The sequence below is a fragment of the Candidatus Defluviilinea gracilis genome (assembly GCA_016716235.1).
Classification (GTDB): domain Bacteria; phylum Chloroflexota; class Anaerolineae; order Anaerolineales; family Villigracilaceae; genus Defluviilinea; species Defluviilinea gracilis.
In genome coordinates this window covers 161,538-182,937 of record JADJWS010000002.1, presented here as the reverse complement: position 1 = coordinate 182,937, position 21,400 = coordinate 161,538, and the positions used below count along the sequence as shown (strand labels likewise).

At 53.9% G+C, this 21,400-nt stretch carries 21 protein-coding genes; 13 read left to right on the top strand and 8 right to left on the bottom strand.

The window, feature by feature from the left end:
* Positions 1 to 83: 83 nt before the first annotated feature.
* Genes IPM31_11750 through IPM31_11740 form a run of 3 tightly spaced genes read left to right on the top strand, consistent with a single transcriptional unit; the run spans position 84 to position 2,801 of the window.
* Positions 84 to 668 (top strand): DUF2726 domain-containing protein, encoded by a 585-nt coding sequence (locus IPM31_11750; protein MBK9007655.1) that lies wholly within the window; start codon positions 84 to 86, stop codon positions 666 to 668.
* Complete coding sequence (locus IPM31_11745; GenBank protein MBK9007654.1) at positions 665 to 1,150, top strand: HIT domain-containing protein; 486 nt, start codon at positions 665 to 667, stop codon at positions 1,148 to 1,150. The genes IPM31_11750 and IPM31_11745 overlap by 4 nt, the downstream gene beginning before the upstream one ends.
* The gene (locus IPM31_11740) at positions 1,131 to 2,801 is read left to right on the top strand and encodes a DUF3048 C-terminal domain-containing protein (GenBank protein ID MBK9007653.1); all 1,671 of its coding nucleotides are present in this window, start codon (positions 1,131 to 1,133) and stop codon (positions 2,799 to 2,801) included. Before IPM31_11745 ends, IPM31_11740 begins: the two co-directional genes overlap by 20 nt.
* 299 nt (positions 2,802 to 3,100) lie before the next feature.
* On the opposite strand, the gene IPM31_11735 is transcribed toward IPM31_11740, so the two are convergent.
* Positions 3,101 to 5,218, bottom strand: coding sequence for an SH3 domain-containing protein (locus tag IPM31_11735; protein MBK9007652.1), 2,118 nt, complete (start codon positions 5,216 to 5,218; stop codon positions 3,101 to 3,103).
* A gap of 77 nt (positions 5,219 to 5,295) precedes the next feature.
* Between IPM31_11735 and IPM31_11730 the strand changes: the two genes are divergently transcribed.
* Positions 5,296 to 5,547, top strand: a complete 252-nt coding sequence (locus IPM31_11730; GenBank protein ID MBK9007651.1) for a cytochrome b5 — start codon at positions 5,296 to 5,298, stop codon at positions 5,545 to 5,547.
* Between the two features lie 7 nt (positions 5,548 to 5,554).
* Entirely contained in the window at positions 5,555 to 7,045 is a 1,491-nt protein-coding gene (locus IPM31_11725; protein ID MBK9007650.1) for a hypothetical protein, read from the top strand.
* Between the two features lie 4 nt (positions 7,046 to 7,049).
* Here IPM31_11725 and ggt read toward each other — a convergent pair whose 3' ends face one another.
* The gene (gene ggt, locus IPM31_11720; protein MBK9007649.1) at positions 7,050 to 8,720 is read right to left on the bottom strand and encodes a gamma-glutamyltransferase; all 1,671 of its coding nucleotides are present in this window, start codon (positions 8,718 to 8,720) and stop codon (positions 7,050 to 7,052) included.
* A 119-nt stretch (positions 8,721 to 8,839) separates the two neighbouring features.
* Here ggt and IPM31_11715 point away from each other — a divergent pair, with 119 nt between their 5' ends.
* Together IPM31_11715 and IPM31_11710 are read left to right on the top strand one after the other, a co-directional pair.
* Positions 8,840 to 9,226: a CopG family transcriptional regulator gene (locus tag IPM31_11715; GenBank protein ID MBK9007648.1), complete on the top strand. Its 387-nt coding sequence runs from the start codon at positions 8,840 to 8,842 to the stop codon at positions 9,224 to 9,226.
* An 11-nt stretch (positions 9,227 to 9,237) separates the two neighbouring features.
* Positions 9,238 to 10,503, top strand: coding sequence for an MFS transporter (locus IPM31_11710; GenBank protein ID MBK9007647.1), 1,266 nt, complete (start codon positions 9,238 to 9,240; stop codon positions 10,501 to 10,503).
* An 80-nt stretch (positions 10,504 to 10,583) separates the two neighbouring features.
* Here the strand turns inward: IPM31_11710 and IPM31_11705 are convergent, their stop codons facing one another.
* The 6 genes from IPM31_11705 to IPM31_11680 form a co-directional block, all read right to left on the bottom strand.
* Positions 10,584 to 11,846, bottom strand: a complete 1,263-nt coding sequence (locus IPM31_11705; protein MBK9007646.1) for a cytochrome c3 family protein — start codon at positions 11,844 to 11,846, stop codon at positions 10,584 to 10,586.
* A 10-nt stretch (positions 11,847 to 11,856) separates the two neighbouring features.
* Entirely contained in the window at positions 11,857 to 12,411 is a 555-nt protein-coding gene (locus tag IPM31_11700; GenBank protein MBK9007645.1) for a hypothetical protein, read from the bottom strand.
* A gap of 18 nt (positions 12,412 to 12,429) precedes the next feature.
* The gene (locus IPM31_11695; protein ID MBK9007644.1) at positions 12,430 to 13,728 is read right to left on the bottom strand and encodes an NAD(P)/FAD-dependent oxidoreductase; all 1,299 of its coding nucleotides are present in this window, start codon (positions 13,726 to 13,728) and stop codon (positions 12,430 to 12,432) included.
* The gene (locus IPM31_11690) at positions 13,725 to 13,991 is read right to left on the bottom strand and encodes a 4Fe-4S dicluster domain-containing protein (GenBank protein MBK9007643.1); all 267 of its coding nucleotides are present in this window, start codon (positions 13,989 to 13,991) and stop codon (positions 13,725 to 13,727) included. The genes IPM31_11695 and IPM31_11690 overlap by 4 nt, the downstream gene beginning before the upstream one ends.
* A 513-nt stretch (positions 13,992 to 14,504) precedes the next feature.
* Entirely contained in the window at positions 14,505 to 14,717 is a 213-nt protein-coding gene (locus IPM31_11685) for a cold-shock protein (protein ID MBK9007642.1), read from the bottom strand.
* Positions 14,718 to 14,798: 81 nt separating this feature from the next.
* Complete coding sequence (locus IPM31_11680; GenBank protein MBK9007641.1) at positions 14,799 to 15,473, bottom strand: PHP domain-containing protein; 675 nt, start codon at positions 15,471 to 15,473, stop codon at positions 14,799 to 14,801.
* Positions 15,474 to 15,537: 64 nt separating this feature from the next.
* On the opposite strand from IPM31_11680, the gene IPM31_11675 reads away from it, so the two are divergent.
* The 6 genes from IPM31_11675 (at position 15,538) to IPM31_11650 (ending at position 21,323) form a co-directional block, all read left to right on the top strand.
* Positions 15,538 to 17,190: a hypothetical protein gene (locus IPM31_11675; GenBank protein ID MBK9007640.1), complete on the top strand. Its 1,653-nt coding sequence runs from the start codon at positions 15,538 to 15,540 to the stop codon at positions 17,188 to 17,190.
* Positions 17,187 to 18,923 (top strand): hypothetical protein, encoded by a 1,737-nt coding sequence (locus IPM31_11670; GenBank protein ID MBK9007639.1) that lies wholly within the window; start codon positions 17,187 to 17,189, stop codon positions 18,921 to 18,923. Before IPM31_11675 ends, IPM31_11670 begins: the two co-directional genes overlap by 4 nt.
* A gap of 115 nt (positions 18,924 to 19,038) precedes the next feature.
* A complete protein-coding gene (locus tag IPM31_11665; GenBank protein MBK9007638.1) occupies positions 19,039 to 19,959 on the top strand; it encodes a pseudouridine-5'-phosphate glycosidase in 921 nt (306 codons plus the stop codon).
* Positions 19,960 to 20,063: 104 nt separating this feature from the next.
* Positions 20,064 to 20,189 (top strand): BrnT family toxin, encoded by a 126-nt coding sequence (locus IPM31_11660; GenBank protein ID MBK9007637.1) that lies wholly within the window; start codon positions 20,064 to 20,066, stop codon positions 20,187 to 20,189.
* Between the two features lie 19 nt (positions 20,190 to 20,208).
* On the top strand, positions 20,209 to 20,487 hold the full coding sequence (locus IPM31_11655) for a hypothetical protein (GenBank protein MBK9007636.1): 279 nt from the start codon (positions 20,209 to 20,211) through the stop codon (positions 20,485 to 20,487).
* A gap of 62 nt (positions 20,488 to 20,549) precedes the next feature.
* The gene (locus IPM31_11650; GenBank protein MBK9007635.1) at positions 20,550 to 21,323 is read left to right on the top strand and encodes a hypothetical protein; all 774 of its coding nucleotides are present in this window, start codon (positions 20,550 to 20,552) and stop codon (positions 21,321 to 21,323) included.
* Positions 21,324 to 21,400 lie beyond the last annotated feature (77 nt).

Sequence of the window (21,400 nt, the reverse complement as noted above, 5' to 3'; positions counted from 1 at the left end):
TAGGAAGGATGAAGGATGAAAAACTCAGGGTTGTTAGATTTTTTAGCCTATAATGGCTATAGCTCAAATCCAAAGAGGTAGAAATGGGTAAGTTTTTTGAAAAGTTTTTCATGGCTCTTCGAAATATTCTTTTAGCAATTCGCGAATTCATAGATTCGCTTATTGGAGATAATCAAGAAACGCCTTCCCAAACACTGGAACGGGAAGAAAAACGCGATGTAGCAAGACCAGTAGAGTTGGGCATCTCAAGCCACGACCAGCCAGCATATAAGAAAAAACAATATGTAATTACATATCGAGAAAAAGTCTTGCTGGAATCTCTGCGGCAGGCAGTTGAGGATAAATACACCATACTTATGAAGGTGCGAATGGGAGATTTCATCACCCTTAGAAACGAACCTGAGAATCGTAAATTTCACGAGAATCAAATTATGTGCAAACACGTTGACTTTTTACTTTGTAGCAGAAACAACATTGAGCCAATACTTGTTATAGAACTTGATGACAGTAGTCACAAAATATACTATAACGCGGAACGTGATAGGTTTAAAGATGAAACATTTAGGGCGATTGGGCTACCATTTATTCGAATGAAAGTACAAGAAAAGTACGACCCAACCGAGTTAAGAAAACAGATACAGGAAAGGATTTCTTTCATTTCCCAATGAATCACCTCTGGTCACCGTGGCGTATGGAATACATCGAAAATCACGACAAAGCAGAAGGCTGTGTGTTTTGCATTGCGCAAGCGATGGAAGACAGCGCGGAGAACCTCATCGCGTATCGCGGCGAGCGGGCGTTTGTGATCCTCAACCGCTATCCCTACACGAGCGGACATTTGATGGTCATCCCCTTCGTCCATAAGCCAAATCTCGAAGAGTTGGATTCAGCGACCCGCGCCGAAATGATCGAGTTGACTTCGCGCTGTACGACCGCGTTGAAAAACATCTACCACCCGCAGGGATTCAACGTCGGCGTGAACATCGGCGAAGCGGCGGGCGCGGGCGTGAAGGAACACGTCCACATCCACATCGTGCCGCGCTGGAAGGGCGACACGAACTTCATGTCAACAGTGGGGGAAACGCGGGTGCTGCCTGAGGAACTTGAATCAACGTATGAGCGCGTGAAGAATGAGTTTGAGAAATTGTAACAGTAGGGGCGACCCGTCTGGGCTTCCCGCGCGTCATACACAGCATCGTACAAACACTAACAATCGTCACGTTTGGCATTGGCGGGTCGCCCCTGCTTCAGGTGACTGTCACTTACGAAGTGACAGTCACCTGCATTGGCTCATAGTATTTTTTCTCCTCCTCGTCAGTTGCGCACCCACCACCGCAACACAACCCGCGCCAACGAACACCCTCGAGCCAACCTCTCCCCCGCCGCCGACACAAACCATCGAACCTCCGCAACTCATCAATCCGCTCACGGGCTTGCACGTGCAAGACCCGTCACTGCTCGAACTTCCCGCGCTACTCGTATCGATCTCGCATTTCCCCGTCACCGCGCGGCCGCAGGCGGGCTTGTCGTTTTCGCCGCTCGTGTTCGAGATCTACATCACCGAAGGCGCGACGCGGTTCCTCACAACTTTTTATGGCGAATTCCCCGCGCCCGAATCGCCCGTCACTGGCGGATGCGATACGCGCCGCGAAATTTTCACGCAGACAAATTTCATCCTCGGCAACCGCGCATGGCTCGATGCGAATCAAAACAACATGCAAGACGCGTGGGAACGCGGCGTCGGCGGCGTGTGCGTCAACCTCTACGACGCGAATCTCAACCTGCTCCAACAAACGACGACCGACAGCAACGGCTATTATGGATTCAACGTGAGCGCGGGCACATATCACATCGCGGTTGCGAATCCCCCGCAGTTGGAGTTCGCGCAGAAACATGTCGGGGATGAGAGTCGGGATTCCGATGTGGATCCAGCCTCGGGGTGGAGCGACGCGGTGAACGTCGAATCCACGCTTCTTTCTCTGGACGTCGGCTTGATTCAGTCCAGCGACATTCTCCCATCTTCGACGACTCTCCCCGAACCCAAGATCGGACCGATCCGCTCGGGGCGACTCGTGTACGCAGACATCGCGGCGATGTTTACCAACTCATGCCTGATCTACGCGCTCGCCTCGCCCGAAGTGTTGACGGAACTTCCGCAGTGCGTGCTGGTGACGCATGATATTCAGGGCGGCGGATATATGTATGGAATTGACAACCTGCCCGCCGTTGCGCGAAATTACAAAGAGCCAAAGATTACCATTGATTACACGAGCAACACATTTTCAGAGGAGCCGCCCGCGGGAGGAATGATTGCCGATGAACTGCATGTATTCATCGCTTATTTGAATCAATCGGGCTGGGAATACGACGCGCTCTCGCAAAGTTACTGGCGATCGGTGGATGATGCAAGTTCAGACACAGCGGGCATCCTGCATCCCGAAGTGGATCGTTTGACGAATCGCCAACTGCAATTCGAGAACGTGGTCGTTCTGTTTGCGAAACACGATGTTGTTTCCCCCACCAATTTGGATATTCATCTCGAGGCAAACCTAACGGGCGACGCGATTCTATTCCGCGATGGATTGCGATACGACATCCGCTGGAGCACCGAACTCAGCGAAGAGGAAATTCAAACGGGCGTTCGCAAGCCGATTCGGTTTTTGTATGCGGGTGAGGATAAATTATTCCCGCTCAAATTTGGTCAAACATGGGTGATCGTCGTCACGCCTGAGACAACGGTGACGGAAGAATTCTCTAGCGAATGGTTGTTGCGATTCGCGCAACCTGAAGGGGCGAAATAACAAAGCAGGACTGACGCAGTTGGCGGGCAGTTGTACTGCCGCCGCCGCAGTGCAACTACGGCGCAACAGGTTCACCTGCGTAAGTTCTAAAAGTAGAAAATTGATTACCTGACGCGTTCAAAATCGAGACGCAGATGAACGCTGAACACGCAGATTGTTCTTTCCGAATCAGCGTCAATCAACGTTTAACTGCATCCCCAAAACCATTGCGCAAGGTCGTCAGGAAGAAAGTATATTCGATCTCGTGCAAAAGTTTCGAACCATTGAAGAGAGATCGCAAAGACGCCTGCTTCGCGCTTCTATTTAATGAACGCGCCGAGATGGTTGCCGACTTCTCTTTCATTACCGGGGATATTATCGTTCATCAACTTGTTCGCCGCGCGCGGTTTTCCGTCCGCGCCTTTGACGATCATCGCCGATGAGCCGCCGCCATCCAGCGCGACGCCCGTGTAGACGCTATGCGCCAGCAACAGGTCAGCCAATTCAGGGAAGGTGGCGCCTTCGCTGAATTCACGCCCATCCACCACCACGATCACGAGGTAACGGCCATTCTGACTGACGCCGATCGCCGTGCGCGGATCCATGCTGTTGGATTCAAGCGATGCAACCTTTTTACCTTTCGTCACCAAATAGCGGTCGCCGGTGATCGCATTGAATGCGCCGCCTGTTAATTTGTCGAATGTAACCACATTCTTCTGACTAATGTACATGATCGGGCGGCCCGGCGCTTTTGTGGAATATTGCTTGCCGCGTGAAGCCGCCATGCCCACAAGTTTGGCCGGCTCGCCGCCGCCCGCGCAATACGTTGCGGGAGGATAAGCGGCGGGGTCGAGCGTGTAAAAACCGTCCGCGTTGATGGCGATGTGCAACTTGTTCTTCTCAAGGAACTTCGAGGTGGTTTGAGTGCATAAGAACGGCTCGGTGGCTCGAAGCGGCGGCGTGACAAGGAACTCGAACGTCGCCCCTTTCAGGTCGAGCACCAGCGTGTGAGAGACCAGGCGTCGCGGAGTGGAGCGCGTCTTGCGATAATACAACACGCCTTTGAACAACTTCTGCATCGCTGTGGCGGGCGTTTTCCCCACGTTGTTCAGGAACTGTCCGGAAGCCCAACCGGTAAACCCATCCACTTTTTCGATCTTATGCCAGCCGCTGGTTGAAATCTCCAGCGATTTCACAGTTTCGCCCTTCGTCAGATAGCCGATTACTTTAAATGACGACGAGGGTCCCTCGCGAACATTGAGCGTGGTCGCGGTCACTTGATACCAGTCATACTTTTCTTCTGAAACAGGCGGAGGCGCGGTAGTCGCTTCCAGATAATCTTTCGACGCCCAACCGGTAAACCCATCGTACGACCGCTTGACCTGATACCACTTGCCGTCGTCCGAGGTGTCGAGCCGTTGCACAACTTCATTGCGATATACCAGACCCAGTGAGCGGTATTCCGTGCCTGGTCCTTCGCGCATGTTCAATGCCGAAGCGGTGACCTTGAACCACTCCTCGTCCCCCGGCGGAGGCGGCGGAGGTGGAGGAGCGGATGTCACGATCAGATATTGACGCGAAGCCCAGCCCACGAGTCCATCCGACTCGCGCCGAATCTTCGCCCACGCCCCATCGGCGGAAATGGCGAGTCCTTCCACCACTTCATCCTGTTTCAATAACCCGATAACGCCAAACGTGGTACCGGGACCGGAACGCACGTTGAGGGCTGAGGCGGTAACCTTGTACCACACCGGACCCGGAGGCGGAGGAGGAGGCGTTCCGAGTTTGAATCGCGTGTTGAAGGCGGCAAGATCGCCGTTGAAATAGTTCAAGTCGATGCGCGAACTTTCCACGCCATATAAATCTCCGTCGCCGCTGTCGGTGAATTGCCAGAACGTCCAGCCGTTGGCATCCCAGGGTTTTGGCACAAGCGGCGTGGTCACGCCATAGTTCGCAACCCACAGGGGATATTGCTTGAAATAGGCTAGGTTGGCGGCGTCGGTGGTTGCGTTGGGCGCGTTCCGCACCCAATAATAATACGCGGTGTAAATTCCGATCTCATGGTTGCCAACGCGCGATTTGATCCGTTCTAAAAATGTTTTCCAGTGTTTCCAGCCGGTGTATGCGCCGCCGTAGGCTTCTTCAAAATCGGCAAATAAGGGCAGTTCGCCGAGGTCGCCATCGAACGTGGAATACCACAGGTCTGCCTGGTCAGTCGGGTTGGCGCGGCTGTCGTAAAACCAATAGGAGCCGCGCGGCAAGCCCGCGCCTTTGGCGCCGGTCCAGTTGGTTCTGAAATCGGAATCGACCCACACATTCTGCCCGGAGCGAATGATGACATACCCCGCTGTTTGCTTCATCTTTACAAAATTGATTCCCTGCGGGGTGGTTTCGGCGTCCTGATAGAAACTGACATCTGGTCCAATGAGATTTGCCATGTATGACTCCTCAGTCGATAGTGCACAGACATTTTACCAGCGAAGAGGCGCGATTCAAAACCCTTTATAATCGTTATATGGATATTCCCGAGCGCGTCATACCCACCCGCGAACTACGCAAACAAAACGGCGAACGCGGCGCGCGAAAATTTATCGCGTACAAGGGCGTCGTGTACGATGTGACCGATTGCCCGAAATGGCGGCTCGATCTGCATGAAAACTTGCACTTCCCCGGGCAAGACCTCACCAGCGAACTCCCCGACGCGCCTCACGAGGAGGATGTGTTTATCCGTCCATGCGTGAAAGCGGTCGGCAGGTTGGAAAGTTAGACGGACTATGCGGGATTCCAGTTCCATGGGCACGATTGTGCCGAATCGCCTCTGGAGCGCGCCGGTTATTTTGTTAATTTCCATCGTCGCGCGATGGGTTCTCGTCCTACGCGGCGGGCAATATTATTTTTCAGATGAAGGACGATACGAAACATCGCGGGCATTTGTCGATTTATTGCTTGCCGGGGATTCGTCTTCGGCATTCGCGCAATTGTTCACCGCTCCCGAGCACCTCGGGTTCAAACTTATCGGAATCATCCCCGCGTTTCTCGAACGACTGACGTTCGAAAGCCTCGTCTTGCCGGCGTTGTTCTTCAGCCTATTCTCCGTTTTGAATCTTTTTCTGATCTACAAAATCTCACAACAGGCAGGCGCAACCCAACAAGAATCGCTATTCGCGCTCTTTTTCGCCGCGTCCAGTATGTCGCTGTTGTATTTCTCACGGCATCTTCTTCCGTACGACAGCGCCATGACCTTTGGCTTGCTCGCTATGTTCATCGCGCTGACGGAAAAGCCTTCGCGAAAAGCATCCTTGCTTTGCGGCGCATTGGCATTTCTCTGCTTCATCACCTACAACGGATACTGGGCATTGACGGGAGTTGGGATGTTCATCCATGTTTTTCGAAGCAACCGCAAACCCAGTAACCTGATCCGCAAGGCATCATTAACCGCGGTTGGATTCGCTCTTCCTGCAATCCTGCTCTTCCTGCTTGCCTCGCTCGCGGAGACCAACCTGCTCGCCGAATATCGCGTCTTTTCAACCACTGTCAGCCAGGGGAGTTTCGAAGAAGGCTGGAGCCTTCCTTTTGAATATTTCTGGCATGCCGAGCATTGGCTGTTCATCCTCCTGTTTCTGCTTTCAGGCTTTGCCATTTATTCATCCAGACAGATGGGACTCTGGGTTGTCGCCATCATTTTTATGTATCTGTGTTTACTGATCCCTTCCGTGTTTTTGCATTCGTTCGTTGTGTACGGCAGGCTGGCGCGGCAGATGATGCCATTCTTAATTCTTCTCGCCGCTGGCGGGCTAGTACAGCTGAAAAAGGGTTTTTCCTTCGGCGATAAACTCGTCAAGGGAATCTTGGTTGCCCTCGTGATACAAGCCGCGTGGAATTATCAGAAACCCTTCTCTCTAACGTATCCGCGAGACTTTGCCGAGACAGCGCAGGCAATGTATCCCGATTTCCAATTCTCGGAAAAACGACTGATCTTCGGCGCACCTACGCTCTGCCAAAACAACGGTTACATTGCCGAATACATCAAGCGATTTGAGGTTCCGCCAAAACCAGATCCCGCCATTGAGGGTGAAATGTTGTTAACAGCCAAACACCCCGATAACTTTTTGCCGTATCAATACGAAGGCTACACGCCGCAAGAACGGGCAACTCTGCGCGACATGCAAATCGAAATGCGACTCTACCGGGCGGCGGAGTCTTTTATGAACGATGCCAATCCGGTCTGGAAGTCCATGAGGAGTTGCGTTGTGAGAGAAGAATAGCTGGCTATGCCAACGCCCCCGCGTACCCATCCGCGCGCGGATCGCTTCCGCCGCACAGGACGCCTGATTCTGCGTCGCGGAGAATGACCTGTCCCCTGCCGAACAAGGCGCGCTCGTAGCCAGTGACCGAATACACGGGGTGTCCCATTTTTTGCAAACCAGCGAATGTCCCTTCTGGAATCCCCTCTTCGATAGCAACGCGCCCGCCTGATTCGTCCACGTCAATGCAAAAGCGCGGACGATCCAGCGCGGACTGGGGATTCAGTCCATCATCCACCAACGCGGATAACACTTGCACGTGTCCTTGCGGTTGCATGAATCCGCCCATGACGCCGTAGGAAGCGTAGAGAGTCTCGGACTCGTTTTCACCCTCATCCCCAGCCCTTCTCCCTGAGGGAGAAGGGAGTCTTGTGACCATCGCAGGGATAATTGTGTGATACGGTCGCTTGCGCGGGGCGAGGGCGTTGGGGTGATTTGGGTCGAGGCTGAAGTTGTGTCCGCGATTTTGAAGCGTGAAGCCCCAGCCTTTTGGGACGATGCCTGTGCCGAATCCCATGTAGTTGCTGTTGATGAACGAGCAGGCGTTGCCGAATTTATCCACGACGCTGAGGTAGACGGTGTCGGAGGAGGAGACGGGAACGCCGCGTTCGATATTGCGTATCGCGGACTGCGTGTTGATTAGTTTGCGGCGTTCGTTGGCGTATTCTTTAGATAATAATTCTTTGATGGGGATATTTGAAAACTTCGGGTCTGTCACATACCAACTCGCATCGGCAAAGGCGAGACGCATCGCTTCGATCATCAGGTGCATCTTTTCAACGGAGAGAGATTCAAGTGAAGCGAGATCAAATCCTTCGAGGATGTTCAAGGCGATCAACGCGGTGATACCCTGTCCATTGGGCGGACATTCATAGACGCGATAGCCGCGATAATCCACCGAGATCGGTTCTTCCCACGTGGAGGTGTGCGACGCGAGATCGTCCATTGTCATGCACCCGCCCGCATCTTTCAACACAGCGACGATGGCTTCGGCAATCTCGCCTTGATAAAACGCTGACGTCCCTTCGCGCGCGATGGTTTCAAATGTTTTCGCCAAACCAGGATTGCGGAAAATTTCCCCCGCGTTGGGTCCGCGTCCGTCAATGGTTAACTCTTGTCCGTTTGGCGCGGAGGCGAGTTGACGTTGTACGCCGCGTCCCCAAAAATAGGATGTGATCGGCGCGACGGGAAAGCCTTCGCTGGCGAGTCGAATCGCGGGCGCGAGAATCTCAGACATCGAGAGCGAGCCGTGTTTGTGAATCAGATCGAACCAGCCCGCGCACGCGCCGGGGACAGTCACCGTGTATGGATGGAACGGGGGAATCGAAGATTCGAATCCGCTGGTCTTTAGCCGATCAAGCGTAAGGGCGGAGGGAGCGCGTCCCGATCCGTTGAGGGCGGTGACTCGTTTCGTATCCGCAGAAAAATAGAGGGCGAACATGTCGCCGCCAATCCCAGTGGAGGTTGGTTCGGTCACGTTGAGCGCCGCACCCGCCGCCACAGCCGCATCTGCCGCGTTGCCTCCCTTCGCAAGGATTTCCAAACCAGCGGCGGTGGCGAGAGGTTGCGAGGTTGCGACGATGCCATTGCGACCATAGACCGAAGATCTTTGTGAATGAAAAGTGAAGTTTTGCATTTTTTGCCTCGATATGGGATGGTTGATTGTAGCAAATTCCCTTGTGTTTTATCTTGACAATTCCCGCTTTCTGCATAAAATCATCCATATACCATCCATGTGGATGGCAAGGAGATGTTATGGCAGAGACCGAAAAAATCACCATCAACATGAGCGCCGTGGATTTGGGGAAGATAGACCTCATGGTTCAGGAGGGCTTGTATTCCAACCGGACGGACTTTATCCGCACGGCGATCCGCTCGCAATTGGAGAAACACAATTTTGAAATTCAGCAGTCCATCACGCGGAACTCGTATGTGATTGGCGTCCTCACGTATGATCGAGGCGATCTGGAGCAGAAAAAAGCCAAAGGCGAGAAAGTCATCATCAAAGTATTAGGGCTTCTTCATTTGGCGAGCGACATTTCGCCCAATCTGGCGCGGGAGGTCATTGAATCAATTCAGGTGCGCGGAATGTTTCAGGCATCCGATAAGGTGAAAACCGCGTTGGCAGACAGGATCAAATAGGAGATCATTTCATGGAGAACAACGGGTCAAGATCCATCCCGCAAAACTGGGCGCCGCGCTTCTTCACCATTTGGACCGGGCAGGCGTTCTCATTGTTTGGTTCGGCTTTGGTTCAATTCGCGCTCGTGTGGTGGCTGACGAAAGAGACTGGCTCCGCCACCGTGCTGGCGACCGCCACGTTGGTGGCGCTGTTGCCTCAGATCGTTTTTGGCCCGTTCATCGGCGCGTTGGTTGACCGTTGGAACCGCCGCTTGATCATGATCGTAGCAGACGGGAGCATCGCGCTTTCAACCGCGTTCCTGTTTTATCTGTTCGCTACTGGGCAAGTTCAAGTTTGGCACATCTACGTGATCATGTTCATCCGTTCGTTTGGCACGGCATTTCATTCGCCCGCCATGACCGCTTCTACCTCGCTGATGGTTCCCGATAAATATCTCGCGCAATTATCCGGCGCGAATCAATTGCTTCAAGGTCTGGTCGGCATTGCCGCGCCTCCGCTTGGCGCGTTGTTGATCGAGGCGTTCTCGACGCAAAATGTTTTGCTCATTGATATTGCGACCGCCGCCCTTGCGATCCTGCCTTTGTTATTTATCCCTGTGCCGCAACCTGCCCGCGACGCGATTCAAAAACCGTCCACGTATTGGGAAGATTTGAGGGAAGGTTTTCATTACGTTGTGCGCTGGCGCGGATTGCTCGGCTTGACCATTCTTGCGATGATCTTGAATTTTATGATCACTCCAAGTTCCGCGCTCCTGCCTCTCGTGGTTACGAAAGTTTTCAACGGCGGCGCGCAAGAACTCGGTTGGAGCGAAGCATTGTTCGGCGTCGGCATGATCGCGGGCGGCATCTTGCTCGGCATCTGGGGTGGATTCAAACGCCGCATCATCACCTCGTTCAGCGGCATCATCGGCATCGGCGTCGGATGCGTCCTGATCGGGTTCGTGCCAGCAGACAAATTCTATCTTCTGCTCACCGCCAACTTCATCATCGGGTTCACGCAAGTCTTTGCCAACGGACCGCTGATGGCGATCCTTCAATCCACGGTGGCGCCCGATAAACAAGGGCGAGTCTTTTCGCTCCTCGGCGCGGGCGCGACCGCCATGATGCCGCTCAGCCTGCTGGTCTCGGGTCCCATCGCCGATCTCCTTGGGATCCGCTTCTGGTTCATCTTCGGCGGCGCGGTCTGTGTTCTGATGACGGTCATCGGGTTCTTCATCCCCGCGATCATGAACATCGAGAACGACCGCGAAGCCGTGTTGACTCCTGTGGCTGAATAAAATTCCATTGGACAAAACCCCCCGTTGCTGACGCAGTTGAACTGCGTCAGCAACGGGGGGTTCGGCTTGATTCGGTTTTCTCAATTATCCCCCTCCTTGCGTTCGCCTCCCTCATGCTCTTGTCCCGTCGGGTGGCACTCCATGCAGTTCTGGAAATCGGAGATGCCTTCCTCGATGTGCTTCGAGCGTATTTTGGGTTCGTTGTGTTCATGACAACCATAACAGGTATAGGTTGTAAAAGCGCTTGGGTGACAAGTGGCGCATGAGACTGTGCCGCCATCGCCATGATTCAACGGGAAGGTGTGTGGTTCATTGAACGTGGCGGGCGTCCACGCCGTGGTGGTGTGACAAGCCGCGCAGTCTGTGCCAAATAGCCCCAAGTGAAAAACAGGATCGGCATGACAGGCAACGCACGCGCTGGGCGTTCCCGCAAACTGGTCGTTGACGTGGCATTGCTCGCATTCCACTTGTTGATGCGCGCCCGTCAGCGGGAAGTCACTGCGCGAATGATCGAAGGTCGCATCCTTCCAATCGGAGGGCGTGTGACAGGAGCCGCAGTCTGCGCCAAATTGCCCGGCGTGAACGTCCTCGGCTTGGTGACAAGCCGCGCAGTCTTGCGAAGCGGTTTGTAAATCCGCAATCGTCCGCGCGTTCGCGTGACAGTCGGCGCAGGCAATATCCGCGTGCTTGCCGTCGAGCGGGAATACGAAAATATTATGATCGAAGTCGCTTCCGTAGGTATCCACGCCGTCATGACACGCCAAGCAATCGCCGCCCCAACTTGCTACGTGCGTGTCGGTGAAAGCCGAATCAATTTGACGATGACAAGTATCGCACGTCTGCAAATCGAATTGGGAAATATCGTCGGCATGGCAATCGGAACAAGTGAAGGCTTTTCGCGCCGCGGTGAACTGGTGACCCTTCAACGAGTAGCCGAGCGCTTCATGCGGAAAAGTGATTTCGTCCATCACGGTCAACGACGCGTCGGCGCCGCGATGTTCGGGATGACAATTGCGGCACGTGATGGCGGCGGCATCTTTCATCATCCGTCCGTGAAGCGAAGTAAAATCTTGCAGTTGTCCCGAAAGATCGCTATGGCAATCCAGACAACGGTCTGCCATGGTGGCGCGTTCCCAAGGCGCAGTGTGACAGGTCTGGCAATCCCCGCCGGTCTCCGCGTGAGACGTGACGCCGCCCAACATCTCCCCGCGTTGCGCGTTCAACTCGCCGGGGCTGTACAGCAAACCGCCGCGAGCGTAGACGTATCCAACAATGAGGAACGTGGTGATGAGCGCGGCGATGATGCCGCTTCCTGATAGGCAACCCAAACGTTTGGTTTGCATATTTCCTCCGCTACTTTAGCAGGGTGGCGTAATATAACGCCGCGCCGATATGGACGAACGCCGAAATGAACAACGCGATGCCGATGGGGATATGAACGGTATGCCAGAGCGCCAAAAGACGACGCGCTTGCTTGAGAGCCTCCTGTGAGAGCGTGCCTTCGATCTCCAACCCGTCCATGGTGCGCGGGATGCGGGTGAAAACATAACGTCCGATAAATCCGCTGACGACGATGATGATGGTCAACAACGTTGTGGCGCCCGCGATGCCGTTGAATTTCCAGGAGGTATGGAGCAGAACCATATACGGTCCCACGATCCCGGTAAAAATATGGAATTGAAGCCATGCAGACATCCTCCCCCACTTCACACTGCGGCTCCGCTTGCGGAGGCTGTATAACGTCTCTGTCAGCATCATCAAGACGAAGCCGACGATTCCGATGCCGTGACCGAACAAATCACCCGCGGGCGGAATTTCTCGCGTTAACAGGACGACCAACGCATAAACCCCAGTAATCAGGATCATTGCCAGAAATGCCAGCCATAATTCTTTGTTGCCGCGAAGCATACATCCTCCAAAGACTTTCTAATTCCTCAAACCCGCCCAAAACTCAACGACCACATCCCCGATGCGCGCATCCGCCGCCAGCAATTTTTCACGGATCGAGGAAATGTCTATTCTTTCCGATACGATTTTCTGGAGCGGGTATGAAAGTGTCTGGTCTCCCATTACCACCGCGCCGAGCAATCGTTGTTCGCCGACCATCAAGCGCAAGTGATTCACGTCAAAGCCGCTCTGAGCCACCAGCGCATCCGGCAGACTGCGCCACGTTTCGCTGTCGCCGCGGGCAATGCCGACCAGGTCTTCGTCATGACCGCCTCCCACCGCGCCGATGATCGTTGTCGTCAGACCCGCCAAACGAGTCACATTGAAGGGAGACGCTTTGACATACGCGCTTGTCTTGCCCGCCATGTTTAATCCTGCCGCGTATCCTTGCTGACGAGCGGGTCCCCACAAACTATCCAATACAGACCGCCCAACAACCGGATCGTACACTTGCGCCACATCGCCCGCCGCAAAGATATAAGGGTCGTTGGTCTGCATAAACTCATTGACGAGAATACCCCGGTCAACCGCCAGCCCAGCCTGCCTCGCCAACTCCAAACGCGGACGAATCCCGATCGCGTAGGCGACCATGTCGCATTTCAACGTTCTGCCATCGAGCAAGCGCGCGCCGATCGCCCGATTCTTCTTTCCCATTACCTCGATTACTTCGGCGTGGTGATGCAGCGTCACCCCCTCCACTTGAAGACGCGCCTCGACAATCTTTGATTCGTGTTCATCGAGCACGCCGCTCCAATATCTATCGCCGCGCAATAAATAATGGACATTCATACCCCGCGCGAGCAATCCTTCCACCAACTCCAGAGCGGTGATTCCTCCGCCGATCACAACAGCCATCCTGCCGCGGCGGGCGTGTTTCAAAATACGCTTCGCGTCTTCCATGTGATCGAGTTTAAAAACGCCTTCAAGATTCGCGCCGGGCATCTCCAAAGGTAACGCCTGCGCCCCGGTTGCGATCAACAACCGGTCATAAGGAATGGAAGTCTGATTCTCCAACTCCAGAACGCGCGCCTCGCGCAGAACACCCTTTACACGCCCTTTCACATATCGAAAGTTCATCTGGCGGTATTCATCCGACGTACGCGGATATAGAGCTTTGTCGTGAAGTTCGCCGGTCAAATAATACGCAAGACCGGGGCGCGAATAAAACCCGTGAGGGTCGTCGCCGATCATCACAACCTCACCCGAACGGTCCACAGAACGGATCGCCTCAATTGCCGCGATACCCGATACGCCAGACCCAACAATCGCATACTTCATGGCTTCCTCTTCGCGAACAGATCCGTCTTCTCGAAACGGAGCGACCCGCGCGGGCAACGCATCACGCACTCGCCGCACGTCAGGCAGTGGTTGTGGATCACGGGTTCGCCGCGCCAGGCGTGAGCGCGCACATCAATACCGACAGGGCAGTTATAAGTGCAAATTCCGCACTGTACACAACGCGCAGGGTCAGGAACCACATACCCCGACGCGAGAACGGTGTGTTTGCTCGCACGTTGCTGAAAGATACTTAGAATCGCCATATTTTTACGACAAAATTATATGCCTGAAGCAAACGACGAATGTCATCATTAAGTCATAAACAGGACTTACGCAAACTCCTAAGAACAAGCCGCGAATTACACGAAGTATCGCTAATTTTTTAAACAATTCGCGTGAATTCTCGAAATTCGCGGCAAAAGATTTTGAACTGCGTAAGTCGTGATCAATAACGTGAATAATGGATAAACCAAAACTACCGTTATGTCACCCTGAGGGATCGGTTTTCAGCGACCGAAGGGTCTCGAATGAGCCTTTCCGAGATGCTTCGGGGCAAAAATCGCCCCTCAGCATGACATGATTCTGTTATCCATTATTGGCGTTAAATAGGATTTCTGCGGTTGAACTGTTGCGCCGCATTTGCACTGCGGCGGCGGCACGATTTGCTTGGCAAATCGAACTGCCGCCAACTGCGTAAGTCCTGATTAAATAAAAACAGGGCTGTCTCACGACAACCCTGTTCGGTTCGCAAAACTTACGTCGGCAAGCCGACCGTCTTACGAGACAGGCACCACGTTGGCGGCCTGCAGACCTTTGGGACCGTCCTCCACAGAGAACTCCACTTTCTGCTCGGCTTCCAACTTGCGGTAGCCATCGGACTGAATGGCGCTGAAATGAACAAACACATCCTCGCCATTGTCACGGCCGATAAAGCCGTAGCCCTTGGTGGCATTGAACCACTTGACCGTACCAACAAATCGTTCTGACATCGTACAACATCTCCTGCTTAGAAAATTTATGCCCAGCCGCCTTCGCTTTCACGGCGAGCCGGACACGCGAGCGCAAGATTATCACGCCTGATTTTTCATGTCAAGACTCGGATTCAGCCCCTTTCGGAGGACGGCAAACCGCGAGGCAAGATGAAACCACGGAGGCGACCAACGCGTCTCGAACTGGGCATTGCGGATGACCTTCCGCATCCCCTCCGGACCTTCAAACTGCTCCAGCCTCAGCAGGCTTCTCCCCACCTCGAACGCCGCGTGCGCGTCCGAGCCAACCGTGCCAGCGATGTTGTGCTTCGCGGCAAACTCTCGCGCCTCGCGGTTGAAGCGCGGATTTCTGCACCGCGAGTTATACACTTCGATCGCATCTACGTGCGGCAAAATTTCAAGCAAATCCTCCTCCGCCCAACCGCCCGGGCGAAATTCATCAAACGGATGCGACACGCTGATGAACGCGCCCTGCTCCTTCAGCCGTCGAATCGTCTCTTGCGGAGTCAACCCGGCGGGAATCTCCTCGGTCACGAACGCCGCAAGGATCTCTCCTTTGGTGGTGAAAATCTCCTCCCCCACGATGACCAGTTCCGGGTCCAGCGCCTGAGCCGCCCGCGCCCCCGCGATCGAGTTGTGATCGGTGACGACGACGCGATCGATCCCCTTGCGCCGGCACGCCTCCACCAAATCGCGCGGGCGCGTCAGCGAATCCTTCGAGGCATTGGTATGACAGTGAAATTCAACACGTAACATATCCCTCATTTTACCGCACCGAGTCAGTGGCGATTTGAGAGGTTTTGGAATAAAATTCAAACCTATGGGCGATACTCCGATCTATAAAAGACCGTGGTTTTTTATCTTTGTATGGTTGTTTATCCTCGTAATAGCCTATCTGTGGGAGATCGTTCGAGCGGGGGGATTTCAATTCAACCAGGTGCGAATCCTGATCGATGCTTTTTGTTTATTTCCCATCCTTTTATTCATGTGGATGGCGTTCTTCTCGCAATTCGTCCTACCGCTAACCAAAACCGGCGACCGTTGGAGAATTTTCACCCGCGTGCTTAGCCGTCTCGTCGGGGGCAAAGGACCAGCCATATTTATCAAAAATGGCAAACAGGAAAAAGAAGCGGGGGAGGAAGAGCGGAAAGGCAAAGGAGTTCTGTGGCTCGATTCAGCCAGCGCGGCGGTCACTCGAACCGCAACAAAGATCCAACGGACGCTGGGACCGGGTTTTCACTTCATCGGCAAAAAAGAAACCATTGCCGGCACAGTAGATTTACATATTCAAAATCATGCGGTAGGACCTAACGCTCAGGAAAAACCGTTCGCCGAGAAATCAGAAGCGCAATCGGATGAGGAATATAAACAGATCCAAGACCGGCGCATGCAAGTCAGCGCATTGACGCGAGATGGGATCGAGATTGTCCCAAATATTTCGGTGACCTTCCGCATCGACACAGGCTTTCCGGAGGAAGGACAACCCGGCTCGCGATTCGGGTATCGCACCGGCGTGACCCCAAAAGATAAGAAAAATGAAAAAGCGGATCAGGAAGCCATTCGCAAGGCGATCATGGGCGAGAGTATTAACCCAAATTACAACCCGGAATCGCCCCGGTACCGCGTGGCGTGGAATCAACTGCCTGCCGTGCTCGCAGTGGATATATGGCGCGAGTATGCCTCCAAGTTCACATTGAATCAGTTCTTCGAACCGCGCGTCGAGATGCCGCCGCCTTATGAAGCGCCCATCATGCCCACAGAAGAAGAAATTGACCCGCTCACACGGGCGATTCAAATGAAAAGCCGACGCGAATCATTCCAAATCGCGCTGGCGCGAATTTTGCGCGCGGCAAACCGGGGTATTGCAAAGCTGATATCCATGGTGGAAAAACAGCCGTCAATTCCGCCGAAAAAACAACCGCCTGTCACTCCTCCCCAACCGCCCTCGCAGGAAAAGAAAGCGACCCAGAAAACTGCCTTACAGGCGATCAATGAAATGGTCAAGGCGCGGTTGACGCAGGAATTTGTAGAATTCTTCGATCAACATGGCGTTTGGATCGAAGGTCACCCCCCGGAGTTGAGTCGGGAATTTAAACGACTGCAGGAGCGCGGGTTGAAAGTGATCAGCGTCAGCATCAGCAATCCTAGGTTAAACGACGCTGTGGATCAAACCATCATCGGCAAATGGCAGGCTGACTGGCTAAAATACGCAAAAGGGGAGCAAAAACGAATCAACAGGAAGCGCGAACTTCACGAATCAGCCGCGCAAGACCGGGCGATCCAGGACTATGGAAAATGGCTCAGCGAGGGAATCATGCAGGCGCCTCCCCCTGATATGAAAAATACGCTAAAAACCCTGCTGAAACGCACGCGCTCCATGATCATTCGATCGGATGGCATACGCCGAAAAATGGAAACCGAGTTACTGTATCTCGAAGACATCCTGCGTTGGATCGAGGTCAACGGGCGATGAACGAAATAAACGCGCCTGAATCCGCCTTGCGAAGCGAATATCGACTCTTCCGCGAGGGATTGACCCGGCTTGCCAATGCGTTCCTGAACCGGTTCTTCGCGCTCTCGTCCCGCGCCGCCAGTCGGCGTTTCTGGGCATTCGTGTTTTTATTCTTCTTCAGCGGGTTTTCACTCAGTCTCTTCAATTACTCCCTAATCGAATGGTGGGCGCGCCTCCAGGATGTATTAATTTATACGCTCAACTCCACATATCGAGCAACCTATATCGGAAACCCTTTCGGAAATCTGTTGTTGTTTTTAATTCAAGTGCTCATCGATCCTCGCAACCTCCGCTTGATTCCTCTCCTGCTTGCTCCGTATTTTATATCTATTCAAATTGCCGCCATCTACCTGGCAGATATTTTCAATCTGGACGTTGTTTCGGTTGCGCGTCGGCATATCCGCGAAGTTGCGCTGGGCGGCAGTGACGAGACGATTCGATTCAAAGGCGGCGCAATCGCCGATGAGAGCATAAAATCAGCCAATTTTCTCATTGGGGGACCGGGCAAGGTGGTGGTGGAGTTGGATACGGTTGTCGTGTTCGAACTCCCCGACGGCACGCCGCGCGTGATCGGACCGACCGGCAAAGAGAAAAAGAGCCAGGCGAATATCGAAGGGTTTGAACGTTTCAGGGAGGCTTTCAACCTGCGCGAGCATTTTGTCGAGTTCCGTGATATGGGCGAAAAATATAAATCGGTGGCGAGCCGAAGTAAAGACGGAATTCCCATTTCGGCGACGGACGTTCGAATTGCCTTTAGCGTCGATCGCGCGGAGGAGGACAGCAGAGACAAAGCCGATCTGCCATACTCATATACAGACGAGGCAGTGAATACCCTCGTATATAAAGCCACTTCCAAGGTAACGAACGATGTTGACCGACCGTCCGTTTTCGAGCCAGATTGGGTGAAAAATATGACCAGCCTGATTCATAGCGAGTTAGGCAAATTCATGGCGCAACGAAACCTGACCGAGTATCTGGCGAATTTCGGCATCCCTGAAGTGGACCTGGCAACAAAACGCGAAGAGGCAATCTCGCAACTTATGCGGGGTTTAACGCCAAGAGGAGAATCCCCGCCGGAGGCCGGCTCATTGCCCGAAGCGCCCACGTTCGTTCCACGACCAAAGATCACACGATTATTCACGGAACTGGAAAATGAATTTGCCACCCTTGCGAAACGGCGCGGCGTCAAACTGCACTGGATCGGCGTCGGCACCTGGGCGTCGCAAGTTGAAAAGGTTATCAGAGAGCACATCGACGCTTGGAAAATATTCATCGAGTCCAACGGACTAGACTCAACCAAATCGCTCGAAGGATTGAGCCGCGAAACATCGTCGGATAAAGTAGCAGGGTTGATCCAAGAGATCCCGATCGCTTCGTGCGAGCAGGCGATGGGCAAAACCCGCGCGTCAAACCCGGTCATGTTCATTGTATTGAAAGATTATCGCAAGTTTTTAATTCAAGCCAGCGAAACCTGGATCAACAAAGGCGAAACGCCGCCCAACTCGATTGTCGAAGCGATACAGCACTTGAATCGTTTTATTTTCCGCGTTAGAGACGATCCTCCCCCGCCGCCCGATGATGGCAATCAGGGAGACGACCCTCCCCCGCCGCCCGATGATGGCAATCAGGGAGACGACCCTCCCCCGTCGCCCGATGATGGCAATCAGGGAGACGACCCTCTCCCGCTGGGATGAGCAATCAATAACTCGCCTTAAGCGGAACGCCCCGAAGGTTTTCGTGAATCAGGTTGGGGTTTTGCCCAAGCCTTCAGAACGGCGCGTACTTTCAGTCAATCAAAGGACAAACATCATGGAAGAAAAAAAATATTCAGCCAACGTAAGCCGAGCCCACCGGGCGGGTTTGCCCATCGTCGCGCTCGAGTCGACGGTGATCACACACGGCTTGCCGAGTCCGCAAAATTTGGAACTCGCGCAAGATATGGAAACCGCCGTGCAGGAGGAAGGCGCCACGCCAGCCACAATCGCGTTTTTGGACGGCGAATTGCATATTGGTTTGAGTAGCGCTGAACTGAAAAGACTCGCCGACGAGAAAGACACCTACAAAGTGGGTCCGCGCGATTTTGCGACGGTGATCACAGAAGAGGCTTGCGGAGGCACAACCGTCGCCGGGACGATGCTCGCATGTAAACACGCGGGGATCAAAGTCTTCGCCACCGGCGGAATCGGAGGCGTGCACCGCGAATCCTCTTTCGACATTTCAGCTGATCTGCAAGCGTTGGCGACCATCCCCATGATCGTTGTCTGCGCGGGAGCAAAAGCGATCCTTGATCTGCCTGCCACATTGGAATATCTGGAAACGAACGGGGTGCCGGTCGTTGGCTACGGAACGGATGACTTCCCCGCGTTCTACTCGCGCGAAAGCGGGCTGGACGTTAGCGCGCAGGTTGACACGCCGGAAGATGTGATCGAGTTTGCGAAGGCGCATTGGAACGCGGGTATGACGAGCGCGGTTCTGGTGGCGAATCCGATTCCGAAGGCGGAGGCAATTTCCAAGTCCGAGATGGAACCGTTGATCGAGAAGGCATCCAAAGAAGCGCAGGAAAAAGGCATCCACGGGAAGGAAGTTACACCGTTTCTCCTTAAGCGCATCAATGAGTTGACGAAAGGGAAATCAATGAAAGCAAATTTGGCGTTGCTGTTGAACAACGCTAGGCTGGCGGCGCACATCGCCCGCGCGTGGCGCGCGAGCGAGCGGCGGAAAGTGGCGTGATGACGGCAATTACTCGATACAATCACCGAGAGGAATTTTTACCGATCGAAGCGCGAGGTATAATCTTTACAGGTAAGTAATCGTCGAGGAAACGAAGTATGGCGATGTTCTTTGAATGGGATGAAGAGAAAGCCAAAATTAATATCAAGAAACATACGGTCAGTTTTGAGGAAGCGAAATCTGTTTTTGGAGACCCTCTTTCGATTACCTATGAAGAACAAACCAAATAAATCAAAAAAAATCGGCGAGATGCGCGGGGAATATGATTTCACCGGCGGAGTCCGCGGTAAGCACGCGGAAGCGTACCGCCAGGGGCATTCCGTTGTCATTCACAAAGAAGATGGAACAACCATCGTCCAGAATTTCAAGCTGGAGGAAGGGGCAATCCTTCTTGAGCCTGATGTGCGCGAATATTTCCCCGATGCAGAATCGGTGAATAAAGCATTGCGGACCTTGATCGCCATTGCGCCGAAAAAGCGCGGCGCTCTACGCGCATCCCGTAAAATCACCGCATCGTCTCGCCCTTGACAATTTAGAACAAGTGTTCTAAACTCGACCCAATTGTCACCCATTCGACAAAGGAGGTCGAGATGACTACGTATCGAAGAAATTCAGGGGATGGACTGCGCGCCTTGTTCCGCGATCTCACGCACGGACGGCGCTTCAACCGCGGCGCGGCTTGGGGGATGATCATCCTCGTGGCTCTGCTCGCTTTCGAGGTTTCCAACTTCAACGCCACACGCTTCGCCCTACGGGATATTCTGGGCGACCTTTCCTTCGGCGGCTTGCAATGGGCGACTATTCTCGCCATCGCATTCTGCGGCATCGACTTTGCCGGCATCGCCCGCGTCTTCACGCCGGAACAAGGAGCCGACGAACCGAAAGAAGTGTATTACCTCTTCGGCGCGTGGCTGTTGGCGGCTGGCTTCAACGCGATTCTCACATGGTGGGGCGTGTCGGTTGCCATCGTCAATCACACCAGCGCGTCGGGCGGAGCGGTCATCAGCAACGAGACCATGACGAAAGTTGTGCCGATCTTCGTCGCCGCGATGATCCTGCTCATCCGCGTGTTGATCATCGGTTCATTCTCGCTCGCCGGAGACCGCATGTTCACCACCGCCGAGCGCTCAGCCTCGGAACGAAACAACTACGCGCGACCCGCCCAACAGCAAACCTATCGCCCGGCGAATCAGGGACAACCGATTCTTCGCCCCGCGTCCAGTTTGAACCGCCCGGTGCAGACCACGCAAAATCAATCCTATCGTCCCGCGCCGAAACCCGCGCAACAAACTTCATTCATGCGGGCTGAGCCGACGTATCACTCGGTCAATGAGCCTTCCAACGACCGCAATTACAACGCTTAACTCTCGACCTCACTCAAGGCGAGGCAATGACAACTGAATAATCCGAACTCATTTCGAGCTCGGGTCCCTACTCAAAA